The organism is Alphaproteobacteria bacterium (genome assembly GCA_024244705.1).
Taxonomy (GTDB): Bacteria; Pseudomonadota; Alphaproteobacteria; order JAAEOK01; family JAAEOK01; genus JAAEOK01.
On sequence record JAAEOK010000023.1, the window covers coordinates 1 to 13731 of the forward strand.

Sequence of the window (13731 nt, forward strand, 5' to 3'; positions counted from 1 at the left end):
CCTGATCGAACGATGCTTCAACAAGCTCAAGCACTTCCGCCACATCGCGACCCGATACGAAAGAAGAGCCCTCTACTTCATCAGCTTCATCCAACTCGCTTGCGCTATGCTATGGATGCGATGAATGTCGATTCAACCTAGGCCGCCCGCGACTGGAATCTGGGCGCCGATCTCAGCATAGCAGAAGGCAAGAATGAGGACGGCCACGGCACCGATCATCCACGACAAGATTCCGGCCGGTCCGGCCATCTGGCTTAAAAACAGGGGGACGAATAGCCAGCCCGAGCCGAGCATACCGCTGAGGGCGATAAAAGTGAGGCCGAGGGGGCCGATCGATCGTTTGAGTTTCACGATGTATTCTCCGGTCCCGTGGTGCCCGTGCCAATCGGAGCTGCGGCAGGCTAACTAGGCGGGCTCGAGGCGGTTACCCCACAGATCGACATGGATGCAGTCGATTTCCGAAGCGTCGCCGCCCCACGGCTCGCGCAACAGGCGGCGGTCGATCCGGTCTAACTGTTCGATCATCGAAGATTCATCGAATTATTTCTCGAATTATCGAATTATATTCACTTTAGATGGCATTTTTTCAATGAATGTATTGCTCCGGGATGGATAATCGAGAGCACATTTCAGCGCCGCTTTGTTAAGGTTCGGCGCGGCCAATCGTCGCCACCCCGCCCCGTTTTCAGGAGGATTGCCGTTATGGCCCTGAACCTCGACGAACGTTTTCCGCGCCGCCGGCTCGCCTTCTTCCCCTCGCCGCTGCACAAGCTCGAACGCCTGTCGCAGACGATCGGGGTCGAGGTCTGGGCCAAGCGCGACGACATCTCGTCGGGCCTCGCCTTTGGCGGCAACAAGGTGCGCAAGCTGGAGTGGCTGGCCGCCGATGCCATCGCCCAGGGCTGCGACACGCTGGTCTCGATCGGTGGCGTGCAGTCGAACCACACCCGCCAGGTCGCCGCCGTGGCCGCCGCCTGCGGCCTCAAATGCCGGCTCGTCCAGGAGCACTGGGCGGATTGGGAGGATCCGGTCTACGACAAGGTTGGCAACATCCTGCTGTCGCGGCTGTTGGGCGCCAAGACGGTGCTCGAGGGCGAGGGCTTCTCGACCGCGATCAAGGAAACCTGGGAGCGCGCCCTCGACGAGGTGCGGCGCGAAGGCGGAACGCCCTACGCCATCCCCGCCGGCGCCTCGGACCACCCGCTGGGCGGGCTCGGCTATGCCAATTTCGCCGACGAGGTCGCGGCCCAGGAAGCGGAACTCGGCATCTTCTTCGATACCGTGATCACGGCCACCGCGACCGGCTCGACCCAGGCCGGCATGGTCGTCGGCTTCAAGGCCCAGGACCGGCCGCGGCGGGTGATCGGCATCGATACCGCGGCCGACGAAGACATGGTGCGGACGGCGGTGATGAAGATCGCGCGCCAGACCGCCGAACTGGTCGGCCTCGGCCGCGACATCGGCAACGACGACGTCATCGTCGAGCCGCGTTTCGCCGCCCCCGCCTACGGCGTACCGAGCGAAGGGACGATCGACGCCATCCGCACGGCCGCCGAGTTGGAGGCGATGATTACCGACCCGGTCTATGAAGGAAAATCGGTGCATGGGCTGATCGAGCTCGCCGGCGAAGGCGCCTTCGGCGCGGACAGCAAGGTGCTCTATGTCCACCTCGGCGGGGCGCCGGCGCTCGACGCCTACCACCGCGCCTTCGAATAGGCGCGCGGCGGGCTCCTACAAACGGACACCGGTGCCGAACTCGACCCACGGACCCCATTTGGGCGGCTCGGTCTCACCCTCGCCCGCCTTTTCGGGCGCCGCCGCGCAAGCGGCGAGCCAGCCGGCGACGAGGACGACGAGAAGGATACCGATCACTTTGCGGGGGTTCGGCCTCATCGCCGCAGCTTGGCCGGGTTTGCTCGGCACCTCAAGTCCGTTGGCGATCAAAACCTGTTGAAGGTGTAAGCAATAGGTTTCGTTAACCAACACCGGCGTAGGGTTGCTCCATTCACTGGGAGGGTCCCGACATGGCCAAGCAATTCGCACTCCTCGCCGGGCTCGTCGCCATCGCCGGCATCTATTTCCATGAGGAAGTCGCGAGCTTCGCGGGCGGCCTCGTCGGTATCGAGAGCGCCGAATACGGCTACGGCGCGGGCGGCACGACGGGCGCCGCGGGTGGTCTCGGGCAATCCCTCGACGGTTCCTTCACCTCGGTCGGCGGCGCGTTGCGGTAAGGGCGACTTGCACCGGCCCACCGGACGCAGGAGTGGTGACGCGGGACGATGTAGCCATCGTTGCATTCCGACCGGGGCGCCCATCGACCGTTGTGCTCCCGACGTAAAGTTCCCCCGAAACATGCGCAATCCGATCACGACCTGTCGACGACCGGTTTGGTCTTGCGCGGCCTTTTCCGGAACCGGTACGTGCGCAGGGTTTCGTCCAGGAGATCCTTGGCGTATTCCGGCCGGAGCCAAAACAGCAGTCTCACGCCGATCGCCGGGGCGAGAATCATCATAAAGACGGTTGCCCACCCCCCAACGGCGAGAACTGATCATGAAGCTTGTCCTCCGGCGATGGCAAGCACGCACCAAAGAAATAGGCACAAATCGCGAATGCGGGAAATCCAATGAGAAAGAGGTGAATCGATATGAACGCCGTCAGCTTTCCATGCTGCATGAACTGTGGGGCCCGATAGACCGCCAAGGCGACCAAGCGCGCGTATGGCTCGAGGCCGAACGCGATCGTGACCAAGGCCAGGGCCGAAAAGATCCACGCCGACGACTGGACCAGGGGCGTGACTTCGGCGATGCGGATTCGATCCCTCTCCACAAGTAGTTCCTGAATTTGGCCGATGGCCGGCACTTGGGCCTTGAACCAGTCGGTCACCGAGCGCGTCTCATCGATCCAGCCGTCGAGGATTGAGGGGAGGTATTCGAACAGCAGTTGCATTGCCAAGAAATAGGCGCCTGAGACGCAAAAAAAATAAACCAGGAGCTTGATCGGCAAATGGCTGAAAAAGCTCCGCCGGTTGTCATCGGCGTAGGCATCGAGACCGTCATTTTCGGACATGCACGCACGACCCCAGCGAGTGGCGCCCTTTGTTGACGCCGGACGATTTTTGCCACCACACCACCATACTACCACAACAAAGTAGCATTCTCGGCCTTAAGGGCGCGGAATACGGGTATGGCGGGGGCGGCACGACGGAGGCCGTGGGCGGTCTCGGCCAATCCCTCGACGGCTCCTTCACCTCGGTCGGCGGCGCATTGCGGTAGGGGTTCATCGGCCGCCGGTTTGTTCCGGCGGCGTTGCTGTGATATGCAAACACCATTGCCTTGTCACAGCCAATGGTAGACGCCGCAGATGAACATATCACGCACCGTTGCCGCTTTGGCCGTCGCCGCCGGCCTTGGCCTGGGTTGGGTCCCCGGCGCCAGCGCCGAAATCGTGGTCACCTACGTCCTCGACGGCCGTCCCTATTTCACCTTGGCCGCGCCCGACAACTGGGTCGTCGACACCGGCTTTGAAACGGAGGCCGAGGAAGGTGTCCCGGAACCGCCGATGCCGCGCATCGTCTCGTTGTTTCCGGAGGCCGACCGGGTGCTGTGGTTCGGCGCCTGGCAGGCGCGCCGGGTCAAGAGCTTCGACGAAGCGATTGCGCGCTTCGCCGACCTCGGCGCCTTCGTCATGGACGAGACCAATGTCGACGAAACCCGCGACACGACGATCAACGGCATGACGGCGCGCATCGTGCGCGGCACCGGCCGGCGCGAGGAGCAGGACGTGGCCTTCGGCATCGTGCTGTTCGAGATCGCACCCGAGACCATCGGCGCCGCGCTTTATCTCGGCGAGCCAGCGGCGTGGGAGGTCTACGGCGAGGCCATCACCGGCATCGTCCGCTCGCTGCGTCCGGTGGCCCAGGGAGGGGCGGCGCAATGACGATCACGCGCGCGCTCTGCCGTATCGCCCTGCTTGCCGTCGCCACCGCGGTGCTGACCGCATGTACGACCGCCGGCACGACGTCCTACAACCCCTACTATCACGACTATTGGATGCGGACCGGGGTCTATAACCACTATTACCGCTATCCCTATTATCGGCCCTACCCGCGACCGCCGGGTCGGCCGAACCCGCCGCCCTCGTACAACCCGCGGCCGGTGCAGCCGATCGCCGGTCGGCCGCCCAACCGCCCGCCGGGGTCGCGGCCGCCGGGAGGCAGACCGCCCCAAGTCACGCCGCGGCCGGCGACGAATTGACCCTACGGCCCCGCGCGCGAGTCCTTCCACGGTAGCGCGGTTGCCCAGCTCGGCCACTGGCAGCAGCGGCGGCGCCAGCGCCGGGCCGATGCCGCGGCGGCGGTGGCAATGGAAGGCGCCGTCGGCTTCAAAGGGATCTAGGATTTCCCCGGTTGGTTCGGCCCGGTCCCCGGTGCATCGGCGATGAGCAGCACGCCACCGAACCGGCCGCGACTTAGTCCTTGCCGAGGATGGCGTCGGTGTCGCCGGCGGTCTCGCGCCCCGGCAACACCGCGTTCAAGGCCACGCCGATGAGTGCCGCCAGCGCCATGCTCGAAATTTCGGCATTTTCGCCGAACTTCAGGGCGCCGCCGCCGATGCCGATAACCAGGATCACCGAGGTGATGAGCAGGTTGCGCTTTTCGCCCAGATCGACCTTGCCCTCGATCAGGGTACGCATGCCGGAAGCGGCAATGATGCCGAACAGCGCGATAGCGGTGCCGCCCATGACGGCGACCGGGATCGAGCCGATGAAGGCGGCGACGGTGCCGACGAAGCCGAGCGCGACGGCGAACACCGCGGCCAGGCCGACGACCCAGACGCTGAACACCCGGGTGATCGCCAGCACCCCGATATTCTCGCCGTAGGTGGTGTTTGGCGGGCCGCCGAGCAGCGCCGCCAGCATGGTCGCCAACCCGTCGCCGGCGAGCGAGCGGGCGAGCCCGGGTTTGACCAGGAAATTACGCCCGACCACCCGGCTGAGGACGACCTGATCGCCGATATGCTCGGCGATGGTGACAATCGCGACCGGAACCAGGATCGGTAGCACCTGCCACGGGATGCCGCCGGTGGCCGCGGTTAGGCCGGTGAAGAAAAACACGAAGTCGGGAGCGCGAATCAGAGGCGCCGCCATCACCGGGGCGAAGTCGACCAAGCCGACGATGAGGGCCAGGACATAGCCGCAAACGATCCCCGTCAATATCGGAATGACGGTGAAGAAACCGCGGAGCACCAACGAGAAGATGAGCACGGCCCCGAGCGTGAACAGGGCGACGAGGAAATGGCCGAGGCGGTATTCGCCACCGACCGCGGTGTCGGTCGCCATGCCGATGGCGACGCTGGCCAATCCAAGCCCGATGACCATGATCACCGGACCGACGACCACCGGCGGCAGCAGGCGCATCAGCCAGCCGACGCCGAACAAGCGAATCAGAACGGCGACGCACAGATAGACCAGGCCGGCGCAGAAGGCGCCGAACAGCACACCCGGCATGCCGGCGACGAGAGCGCCGACGATGATCGGTCCGATGAAGGCGAAGGAAGAGCCGAGATAGGCCGGGATGCGGCCGCCGGTCACCGCGATGTAGAGCAATGTACCGAGGCCGCTGGTCACCAGTGCCACCGCCGGGCTCAAGCCGGTCAGCAAGGGGACCAGGACGGTCGCGCCGAACATGGCGAACAGGTGCTGCAACCCGAGCAGGCCCCACAGCAGCGGCGGCGGGCGTTGGCCGGTGTCGAGAACGCGGTCGGCCCTTGGATCGGCGGGTTCGCTCGTCATCGTCGCCTCATGGCCCTTTATTGTCCGAGCGTTCTACCCTTTCTCCCGCATGACTGAAATATATTAGCGAAGATGGATCGCCCTCGGGCCGATGCCCGCTCGTTCATGAATTGAGCCATGCCGCCAACTCGGCTTCGGAATCGAACACCGCGGTTTCGAAATCCTCGCCGTCATGACGCACCGGGCCGCCGACCGGCGGGCCGCCGCCCTCGCGGTTGCGCAGATAGGCGAATTTGGTGATGCCGGCCCGATTGTACCGTGGCACCGCGACCCGCGAGCGCCACGGGCCCATTGCCTCGGCGCTGGGCACACCGGGAGCCGGAGCGAAGTCGCGCACGTCGACGACCATCTTGGTGACCCGCAACTCGAAGCCATAGCCGGCGAAGTTGCTGAGACCTTCCTTGAAGTCGTTGTCGGTCAAGGTCCGGGCCTCCGGCTTCCACCGGAAGACGAGCGCATCGGCATCCTCGTCCAGGACGAAGTCATAGAATTGGCTTTCATATACGGTCTTCATCGCAATCTCCTGTCGTCCGACCCTAAATCCGGTGTCGCGCCCTAGGCACTCTTGGCCAGGTTCTTTGGAAACGGATCGCGCCACGCGGGGAGCGCCTCCAGCGCCTCGTGCCAGCGCCGAATCTCGGGAAAGCCGGCGAGCGGCAATCCGGCACGGTCGGCGGAGGGAAGCGTCGACGCGACGGCGAAGTCGGCCACGCTGAGCGCATCGCCGACGAGATAATCGCGGCCCTCGAGATGGCCGTTCAGGACGCCGGCAAAGTGAATGAAAAACTCGGTTGCCTCGGCGACGGCGGACGGGTCGGGCTCGCCGAGACCGAAGGTCGGCTTGATCACGTTCTGAAACACGAATGTGCTGGCGTGACGCGAAAAATGCGCCGTGTCCCAATTGAACCAGCGGATGATATCGATCTGCCGTTCGTCGCCGGGCCACAAATCGGAGCCGGCCTTGGCGGCGAGGTAGCACATGATTGCGTTCGACTCCCAGAGCCGGAAATCACCATCGACCAGGGTGGGGACCTTGCCGTTCGGATTGATGGCGAGGTAGCCGGGCTGCTTGTGGGCGCCGCTCTGCAGGTCGACACGCACGTATTCGACCGGGGAGCCAAGGTGCTTGGCGACGGCACATGCTTTTCGCGGGTTCGAGGTCTCGCAGTAATACAACTTCATGATGTCCTCCTGTTGTTGGAGGGAGCTTGCTCATGCACAAAATATGTTCAAGAACATTTTCTGAAATCGGTTATGATCGACCCGAAAGGATGGCAAAACATGCCCTATCGTCCTGAACACAAAGAAGAAACGCGAGCACGAATCGTCGAATGCGCGCGCCGCCTGTTCAATCGCCGCGGCTTCGCCGAGGTGACGATCGACGAGATCATGGCCAGCGCCGGCCTCACGCGGGGTGGCTTCTACAACCATTTCAAGACCAAGGACGCGCTCTATGGCGAGGCGGTGGCGAGCTATGCCGGGCGCAACCCGGCCGAGCGCTGGGACGGTGTCGAGCTCGATTTCAAGGCCCCGGGCAGGTCAGTCGCCCGTCAGATGGTCGAGGCCTATTTGTCGCAGCAGCATTTGGACGACGTCGAACATCATTGCCCGATGATCGCCCTGCCGTCGGATGTCGCCCGCGGCGGCCCGATCGTCCGCGCCGCCTATCAACAACTTCTCGAGGTCATGGTCGGGGTCTTCGAATCCGGGCTCGACCCGGACGATGCTCGGCGGCACGAAAAGGCCCTGTCGATGGCGGTGCTGTGCGTCGGCGGCATGGTCGTCGCGCGCACCGTCGACGACCCCCGATTGCGCGACGGCCTGCGCGACGCAGCGCGACGCCTGGCGTTGTCGGTCGGACGGTACGGCGACCAGACGAGCCCCGGCCGCGATTGATCGGCGGCCTACGGACGGCGGCACCCCTTCACCCATGATTCAGCAAATCGCTTCACAGGAGAAACCATCATGCCGGCACCCAAGATCGTATCCCAACAAGACTGGATCGCGGCCCGCAAGGAACACCTCGCCAAGGAGAAGGAGTTCACGCGTCTCCGCGATCGTCTCAGCGCGGAACGGCGCGACCTGCCATGGGTCAGGATCGAAAAGCAGTACCTGTTCGACGGCCCCGACGGCAAACAGGGATTGTCCGATCTGTTCGGCGGCCACAGCCAACTGATCGTCCAGCATTTCATGTTCGGTCCCGACTGGGAGGAGGGCTGCCCGGCCTGCTCGTTCTGGGCCGACGGTTTCAACGGGTTCGTCGCCCACTTCGCCCACCGCGACGTCACCATGGTCGCGGTCTCCAACGCGGCGCTCGAAAGGCTCGACGCCTATAAGCAACGGATGGGTTGGACCTTCGCGTGGCTGTCGTCGCTGGGCAGCGATTTCAATCGTGATTTCAATGTCACGTTCACGCCGGAGGAGATCGAGTCGGAGAACGCCTTCTACAACTACGAGACCGGCGGCTTCCCGAGCACCGAGGCGCCGGGCGTCAGCGTATTTTTCAAAGACGACCAGGGTGACATCTTCCACACCTATTCGTGCTACGCCCGCGGCTTGGACATGCTCAACGCGGCCTACCATTATCTCGACCTGGCGCCGAAGGGCCGCGACGAGGGTGATTTGTCCTTTCCCATGGCCTGGGTGCGCCGCCACGATCAATACGAGGACTGACGCCCGCCGCGGGCGGTGCGCGACACCTTGATCGTTGTGTTTGTCGCGGGCCGGCGGATTTGCTAGGAAACCGGCGCGGGCGCATCCGCGCGCCGGTCTCGGCAATGGGGGACGGAAAGATTAATCACGATAAGCTTTGCAGTGTCGCCGACGCCATTTCCCAATTCGTCGGCGACGGCGCCAGCATCGTCCTCGGCGCGGCGCTGGAAAACGCCATCCCCTTCGCCGCCACCCACGAATTGATCCGCCAGGGCCGGCGCGATCTCAACCTGATCGCACCGATCTCGGACATTTCCACCGACATGCTGATCGGCGCCGGCTGCGTCGCCGAAGTCACCGGGGCGTGGGTCGGCAACGTATCCGGCGGTATGGGCCACAACTACCGCCGCGCCGCCGAGGGCGGCCAGCCCCACCCGATCAAGATCCACGACTACTCGAATTTCACCATCGGCATGGCGTTCTTCGCCGGCGCCTACGGACTACCCTACATCCCGGTCAAATCGATCCTCGGTTCCGACATCATCAAGTCGAATCCGCGCATTCGGCTGGCGGAAAACCCGTTCACGGAAGAACCGGACCCGGTCGCCCTGATCCCGGCGCTGAAGCCCGATATCGCCTTCCTCGTCGTGCAGCGCGCCGACCGTTTTGGCAATTCCCACATCTGGGGTTCGACCGGCCTGACCCAGGAAGCGTCGATCGCGGCCGAAAAGATCATCGTGCTTGCCGACGAGATCGTCGAACCGGAGGTCATCGCCTCGGATCCCAGCCGGGTGCTCATACCCGGCTTCGGCGTCAACGCCGTGTGCCATGTTCCGGCCGCCTGCCATCCGGCGCCGCTGATCGGGCGCTGGAAACGGGACAACGCCTTCTTTCACGACTATCACAAGGAAACCCGCGATCCCGAGAGCTTCGATCGCTGGTGCGACGAATGGGTGCGCGACCTGCCCGACCACGAAGCCTACCGCACCAAGCTGGGCGGTCAGCTCGAGGAACTGCGCATTCTCGGTGACGCGCCCTCGGCGCCCGCCAACTATGCGACGGAGTGACACGGCGTTGTCGGACTATTCGACCCAGGAACTGATGATCATCGCCGCGGCGCGCGAGATCAAGGACGAGGAGCGCATTTTCGTCGGCATGCGGCTGCCGATCACTGCCTATGGCGTCGCCCGCTTGACCCATGCGCCGAACGCGGTCGGCCTGTTCGAGAGCGGGGTCGCCCGCTACGACCCCGCCGACGGCATGCTCTACACCATGTGCGACGGCCCCAACCAGCTCGGCGCGGCGTGGACCACCGGACTGATCCAAATCATGGGGCTGCTCAGCGGCGGCCGTATCCACGCCGGCTTCATCGGCGGCGCCGAGATCGACCGCTTCGGCAACATCAACACCTCCTATATCGGCGACATCGACGCACCCAAGGTAAAGCTGCCGGGCTCCGGCGGCGCCCCCGACATCGCCGCCATGGCCGAACGGCTGATCGTCGTCATCAACCACCAGAAGCACCGCCTGGTCGAGCGTGTCGGCTACATTACGTCGCCGGGCTTCCTCGACGGCGGCGACGCGCGGGCCCGGGCCGGGCTACCCGGCGGCGGGCCGGCAGTGGTGATCACCGACCGCGCCGTCCTGCGCCCTCACGGAGCGAAGAACGAGCTTCACCTGGCCTCGGTTCATCCCGGCCATACGGCCGAGGAAGTGCGCGAGAACACCGGCTGGGCGCTCAAATCGGTGCCCGAGTTGTGCGAAACCATGCCGCCGACCAAGGTCGAACTCGACGCGCTCCATCACATCGACAAGGAAGGTTTCTGGCGGAGTTAAGGCTCCGTTGCGGTGCGGTCCGAGTGCCGTTCGCCGACGTAAGGCCAACCGAGCCATTGGTCCGGCCTCGCCAATACGGCCGTTTCCAACCACGCCACGAATGCGCCTAGCAGGTCTTCGGGAGATGGGCCCGGTTCGGAACCGGCAGGAGGGTTTAACGGCGATCCGATGACGACGTGATCTCGACCGCGTTCCGGGTCGAGGTAGTTGCAGACCGGCAGCACCGGCACACCGGTCGAAGCGGCGAGTTTCGCCGCTCCCGGCACGATCGAAAGCGCGCCATCGAGAAACGGAACCGAAACGGTATTCCGACCGCCCCACGGGCTCGCGATCAAGACGACGATGCGCGCGGCATCGAGCGCCGCCTTGATCGCGCGAATGCCGGCCGCCGGCTTGTCGTCGAGAACGATGTAGTCGCAGTATCTTTCGACCGCCCGTCGGTGGATCGGATTGAGGACTCGCACGCCGAAGGCCGATGATGAAAACCCGTGTGTTTCGACGCGAACTACGCACGGCCGGCACCCCGCCGCCGAAATGCCTGACGCAATGACGATTTCGTGCTGCGCGAAATAGCCATCCCACAAGATGACACCGCGATCCCGATCGATCGCCGATTGCAAATTGTCGAGGCCCTCGAATCCGACAGCGGGGCGATCGGCGCCGGGCCGGTTCGCGCGCAGGACCAACATCGCATCGCGGAGGAGCAAACGCCGCTGCGTCGCCACGATCAATGCGCGGCGCGCCGGCTCGATCCGGTCGCCGGCGACCGCCGCCATGCGCTCCTTCAAGAATTGGCGATCGCTTCGATAGAACTGCGCCAACAGGCGAACGAGGCGCCCCGCGAGGGCGTCGAACTGTCTGGGCGGCACCAGCCAGGCGAGCGGCCAGAGCACCAACAACAAGGCCGTGAGTTTGAGGTCGTAGACGATCACCGCGGCGAATCCTTTGGCCATCGCGGCGCGCGCTTCCGCCATGGAGCGGCCGGTCCTCATCCGGGCTCGCTGTCCAAGTATCCGACATAGCACCAAGCCGCCCGCGGCATAAATTTCGTCGCTGCCATCACGAAACCCAACAGCGCGGCCGGCTCCAGCGGCCACGCCCGAAGGCCGGCGCCGAAATATTGTCGTGCCGCCGCGAACCTGCGGACACGGAGATATTCGTGCGCCTTTATGAAATAGGCATGGGCAGCGCTGCGGCGGCGTAGCAAGCGGCGGCGCAATGGGTGAAATCGCGAAGTGATTTCGGGCATTCCATGGATGGCATCGATGACCTGCCGGAATTGCTCGATGTTCGGTCTTTCGACAGGTTCGCTGGTCCACGATCGCGCCGGGCTGTCGGCGCGAAGCCGGTATTGGGTGACCGCGCCAGCGCCGATATAGGCAAACGGAACCTCGGCGGCCAGGCGGCACCACATATACCAATCGCTGGAGCTGCCGAGGCCGACCGGATAACCGCCGACGTCGCGCAGGGCGCTCAACCGAATCGCCGCCTGCGACGCGGCGGCGAAGGGACAACCGGCGACGACGCGGCTGAAGACCCGACCGTCGAAGGGCCGGCGCAGGCCGAGGCGCGGCGGCGTGCCGAGACTGCGGCCGTCCTCGGCAATAAACACCCGGTCGCCATAGGCGACGCCGATCGCCGGGTCGCGCTCGAAGGCAGCGGCGAATCGCTCGAGCGCCGAGGGCAACAAGCGGTCGTCGGCATCGAGGTATACGAGATAGGTGCCCTGGGCGGCCTCGGTCCCGGTCCGCCGTGCCGCGTCGAGGCCGCCATGGGGCACCGACATGACCCGCAGGCGGCGGTCATCGAACGCTTCGAGGCTGGCGTCGAGGCCGTCGGTGGAGCCATCGTCGACGACGACGATTTCCCAATCGCCATGGGTTTGCGCAACGACGCTGCCGATCGCATCCGCAACGAGATGGGCCAAATTGTAAATCGGCATGACGATCGAGAATTGAGGCAACGGGCGCGGTTCCACCCTTTTGACGCCTGACCGGAAAAGGGTAGCATTCGGGCGGCATGAAGCGTTCATGTTATTTCGGTTGCCTTGGACCCGGCAATTCGGTGACAGTCGCGCGCTGAACGGGCCGACCGGCCCGAAAGACGGTTACAGATATTGCAGGTCCATGCCTCCTGACAGCCCGATCGGGGCGCCGTGCCTCGTACCCTTCGCCCAGCCCGATTTGACCGCGGCCGAGATTGCCGCCGTCGAACGGGTCATGCGGTCGGGCTGGCTGATCGAAGGGGCGGTAACGCAGACGCTCGAGAAGACCGTTGGCGAAGCCGTCGGCAATCCGCGTATCGTCGCCACCAACAGCGCGACCAGCGCATTCTTGAGCCTATTCATGGCGCTCGGAATCGGCCGTGGGGATGAGGTCATATTTCCGACTTGGACCTTCACCTCACCGCCACTGATGGCACATTTGGTCGGCGCAACGCCTGTCTTTGTCGATATCGCGGAGAGCGATCTCAACATCGATGCGGCCGCCGTCGCCGCCGCGATCACGCCGCGCACCAGGGCCATCGTGCCGACACATTTCGCCGGCAAGCCGGCCGATCTCGCCGCGCTTGCAAATGTCGCGCATGGAGCCGGCGTTGCGCTCATCGAAGACGCCGCCCACGCCTATGGCGCCTGCTATGGCGGCCGACCGCTCGGGACTTGCGAACATTCGCAAACCACAGTGTTCAGCACCTATGCCACGAAATGCGTGACCACCGCCGAAGGCGGTTTGACCGCGGTCGCCAGCGACGGTCTACGGAACCAAATGCGGCGGGCGGGACGGTGCGGCATCGATCGCGGCACCTTTGCGCGCGAGGGAGACGACGACCCTTTTCCCGATTACGACGTCGTGACCGCCGGCATCAAGGCCAGTCTGCCCGATGTGCTCGCCGCCATCGGCCTGGCCCAGATCGAGCGCGCCGACGCCATGCGGCAGCGACGCACGGCGATCGCGGCCCGTTACCAAGAGCGGCTGCGCGGATTGGAGGAAGCCGGGCGGCTGCGCCTTCCGGCCGGGACCGCGGACGCCGGATCGGTTCCGAGCTGGCACCTTTACGTCGTGCGACTCGAATCGGATCGGCCCGATGCCGCGGCCGCCATTGTCCGGCGCATGCGGCGATCCGGCGTGCAGTGCTCGGTGCACTTCAAGCCCTTGCATCGCCATCCATTTTGGCGCGACGGCAATGCCGTGGTCATGCCGGTGCCGACCGCCGACCGTCTCTGCGGCCGGACGGTCAGCCTGCCGGTCTGGTCGGCCATGTCGGATGCGCAAATCGATATCGTCGTCGAAGCGGTAACCACGGCCAGTGCCGATTTGTCGTAAGCGCGGCGCCCCTCGTGCCTGACCGCCACGGCTGGTTCGCCGTAATCCGAAAAATGTCACAGCGGCGCCGGCTTGCCATCGCGCATTGGTCTGGCAGGATCGTATCGGCTAACCTTGGCTTCGAACCAAA

At 64.7% G+C, this 13731-nt stretch carries 19 protein-coding genes; 10 read left to right on the plus strand and 9 right to left on the minus strand.

What is annotated here, in order from left to right; all coding sequences use genetic code 11:
* Positions 1-124 (plus strand): transposase (locus GY791_02055; GenBank protein ID MCP4327206.1); only part of this gene is annotated, 124 nt, incomplete at its 5' end.
* Positions 125-132: 8 nt separating this feature from the next.
* On the opposite strand, the gene GY791_02060 is transcribed toward GY791_02055, so the two are convergent.
* On the minus strand, positions 133-354 hold the full coding sequence (locus GY791_02060) for an amino acid permease (protein MCP4327207.1): 222 nt from the start codon (positions 352-354) through the stop codon (positions 133-135).
* Positions 355-702: 348 nt separating this feature from the next.
* Between GY791_02060 and GY791_02065 the strand changes: the two genes are divergently transcribed.
* A complete protein-coding gene (locus GY791_02065) occupies positions 703-1716 on the plus strand; it encodes a 1-aminocyclopropane-1-carboxylate deaminase (protein MCP4327208.1) in 1014 nt (337 codons plus the stop codon).
* 15 nt (positions 1717-1731) lie between these two features.
* Here GY791_02065 and GY791_02070 read toward each other — a convergent pair whose 3' ends face one another.
* The gene (locus GY791_02070; protein ID MCP4327209.1) at positions 1732-1923 is read right to left on the minus strand and encodes a hypothetical protein; all 192 of its coding nucleotides are present in this window, start codon (positions 1921-1923) and stop codon (positions 1732-1734) included.
* 101 nt (positions 1924-2024) lie between these two features.
* Here GY791_02070 and GY791_02075 point away from each other — a divergent pair, with 101 nt between their 5' ends.
* A complete protein-coding gene (locus tag GY791_02075) occupies positions 2025-2231 on the plus strand; it encodes a hypothetical protein (protein MCP4327210.1) in 207 nt (68 codons plus the stop codon).
* A gap of 134 nt (positions 2232-2365) precedes the next feature.
* Here GY791_02075 and GY791_02080 read toward each other — a convergent pair whose 3' ends face one another.
* Both GY791_02080 and GY791_02085 read right to left on the minus strand, forming a co-directional pair.
* Positions 2366-2512 carry a hypothetical protein gene (locus tag GY791_02080; protein MCP4327211.1) on the minus strand — a complete coding sequence of 49 codons (147 nt, stop codon included), beginning with the start codon at positions 2510-2512 and terminating at the stop codon, positions 2366-2368.
* Positions 2509-3066: a hypothetical protein gene (locus GY791_02085; GenBank protein MCP4327212.1), complete on the minus strand. Its 558-nt coding sequence runs from the start codon at positions 3064-3066 to the stop codon at positions 2509-2511. Before GY791_02085 ends, GY791_02080 begins: the two co-directional genes overlap by 4 nt.
* A gap of 294 nt (positions 3067-3360) precedes the next feature.
* Between GY791_02085 and GY791_02090 the strand changes: the two genes are divergently transcribed.
* Positions 3361-3936, plus strand: coding sequence for a hypothetical protein (locus GY791_02090; protein MCP4327213.1), 576 nt, complete (start codon positions 3361-3363; stop codon positions 3934-3936).
* Positions 3933-4253 carry a hypothetical protein gene (locus tag GY791_02095; GenBank protein MCP4327214.1) on the plus strand — a complete coding sequence of 107 codons (321 nt, stop codon included), beginning with the start codon at positions 3933-3935 and terminating at the stop codon, positions 4251-4253. Before GY791_02090 ends, GY791_02095 begins: the two co-directional genes overlap by 4 nt.
* Positions 4254-4467: 214 nt before the next feature.
* Here GY791_02095 and GY791_02100 read toward each other — a convergent pair whose 3' ends face one another.
* The 3 genes from GY791_02100 to GY791_02110 all read right to left on the minus strand — a co-directional run bounded on the left by GY791_02100 (position 4468) and on the right by GY791_02110 (position 6972).
* Positions 4468-5790: a uracil permease gene (locus GY791_02100; protein MCP4327215.1), complete on the minus strand. Its 1323-nt coding sequence runs from the start codon at positions 5788-5790 to the stop codon at positions 4468-4470.
* Between the two features lie 103 nt (positions 5791-5893).
* On the minus strand, positions 5894-6304 hold the full coding sequence (locus GY791_02105; protein MCP4327216.1) for a hypothetical protein: 411 nt from the start codon (positions 6302-6304) through the stop codon (positions 5894-5896).
* A gap of 41 nt (positions 6305-6345) precedes the next feature.
* Positions 6346-6972: a glutathione S-transferase family protein gene (locus GY791_02110; protein ID MCP4327217.1), complete on the minus strand. Its 627-nt coding sequence runs from the start codon at positions 6970-6972 to the stop codon at positions 6346-6348.
* A 99-nt stretch (positions 6973-7071) separates the two neighbouring features.
* On the opposite strand from GY791_02110, the gene GY791_02115 reads away from it, so the two are divergent.
* The 4 genes from GY791_02115 to GY791_02130 all read left to right on the plus strand — a co-directional run bounded on the left by GY791_02115 (position 7072) and on the right by GY791_02130 (position 10278).
* Entirely contained in the window at positions 7072-7686 is a 615-nt protein-coding gene (locus GY791_02115) for a TetR/AcrR family transcriptional regulator (protein ID MCP4327218.1), read from the plus strand.
* A 69-nt stretch (positions 7687-7755) separates the two neighbouring features.
* Positions 7756-8463: a DUF899 domain-containing protein gene (locus GY791_02120; GenBank protein ID MCP4327219.1), complete on the plus strand. Its 708-nt coding sequence runs from the start codon at positions 7756-7758 to the stop codon at positions 8461-8463.
* A gap of 104 nt (positions 8464-8567) precedes the next feature.
* The gene (locus tag GY791_02125; GenBank protein ID MCP4327220.1) at positions 8568-9509 is read left to right on the plus strand and encodes a CoA transferase subunit A; all 942 of its coding nucleotides are present in this window, start codon (positions 8568-8570) and stop codon (positions 9507-9509) included.
* On the plus strand, positions 9496-10278 hold the full coding sequence (locus tag GY791_02130; GenBank protein MCP4327221.1) for a CoA-transferase: 783 nt from the start codon (positions 9496-9498) through the stop codon (positions 10276-10278). The genes GY791_02125 and GY791_02130 overlap by 14 nt, the downstream gene beginning before the upstream one ends.
* Here GY791_02130 and GY791_02135 read toward each other — a convergent pair.
* Complete coding sequence (locus GY791_02135) at positions 10275-11252, minus strand: hypothetical protein (protein MCP4327222.1); 978 nt, start codon at positions 11250-11252, stop codon at positions 10275-10277. The two genes, GY791_02130 and GY791_02135, sit on opposite strands and share 4 nt — an antisense overlap.
* Before the next feature lie 14 nt (positions 11253-11266).
* Positions 11267-12256, minus strand: coding sequence for a glycosyltransferase (locus tag GY791_02140; protein MCP4327223.1), 990 nt, complete (start codon positions 12254-12256; stop codon positions 11267-11269).
* A 148-nt stretch (positions 12257-12404) separates the two neighbouring features.
* Here GY791_02140 and GY791_02145 point away from each other — a divergent pair, with 148 nt between their 5' ends.
* Positions 12405-13601 carry a DegT/DnrJ/EryC1/StrS family aminotransferase gene (locus tag GY791_02145; protein MCP4327224.1) on the plus strand — a complete coding sequence of 399 codons (1197 nt, stop codon included), beginning with the start codon at positions 12405-12407 and terminating at the stop codon, positions 13599-13601.
* The last annotated feature ends 130 nt before the right edge of the window (positions 13602-13731 follow it).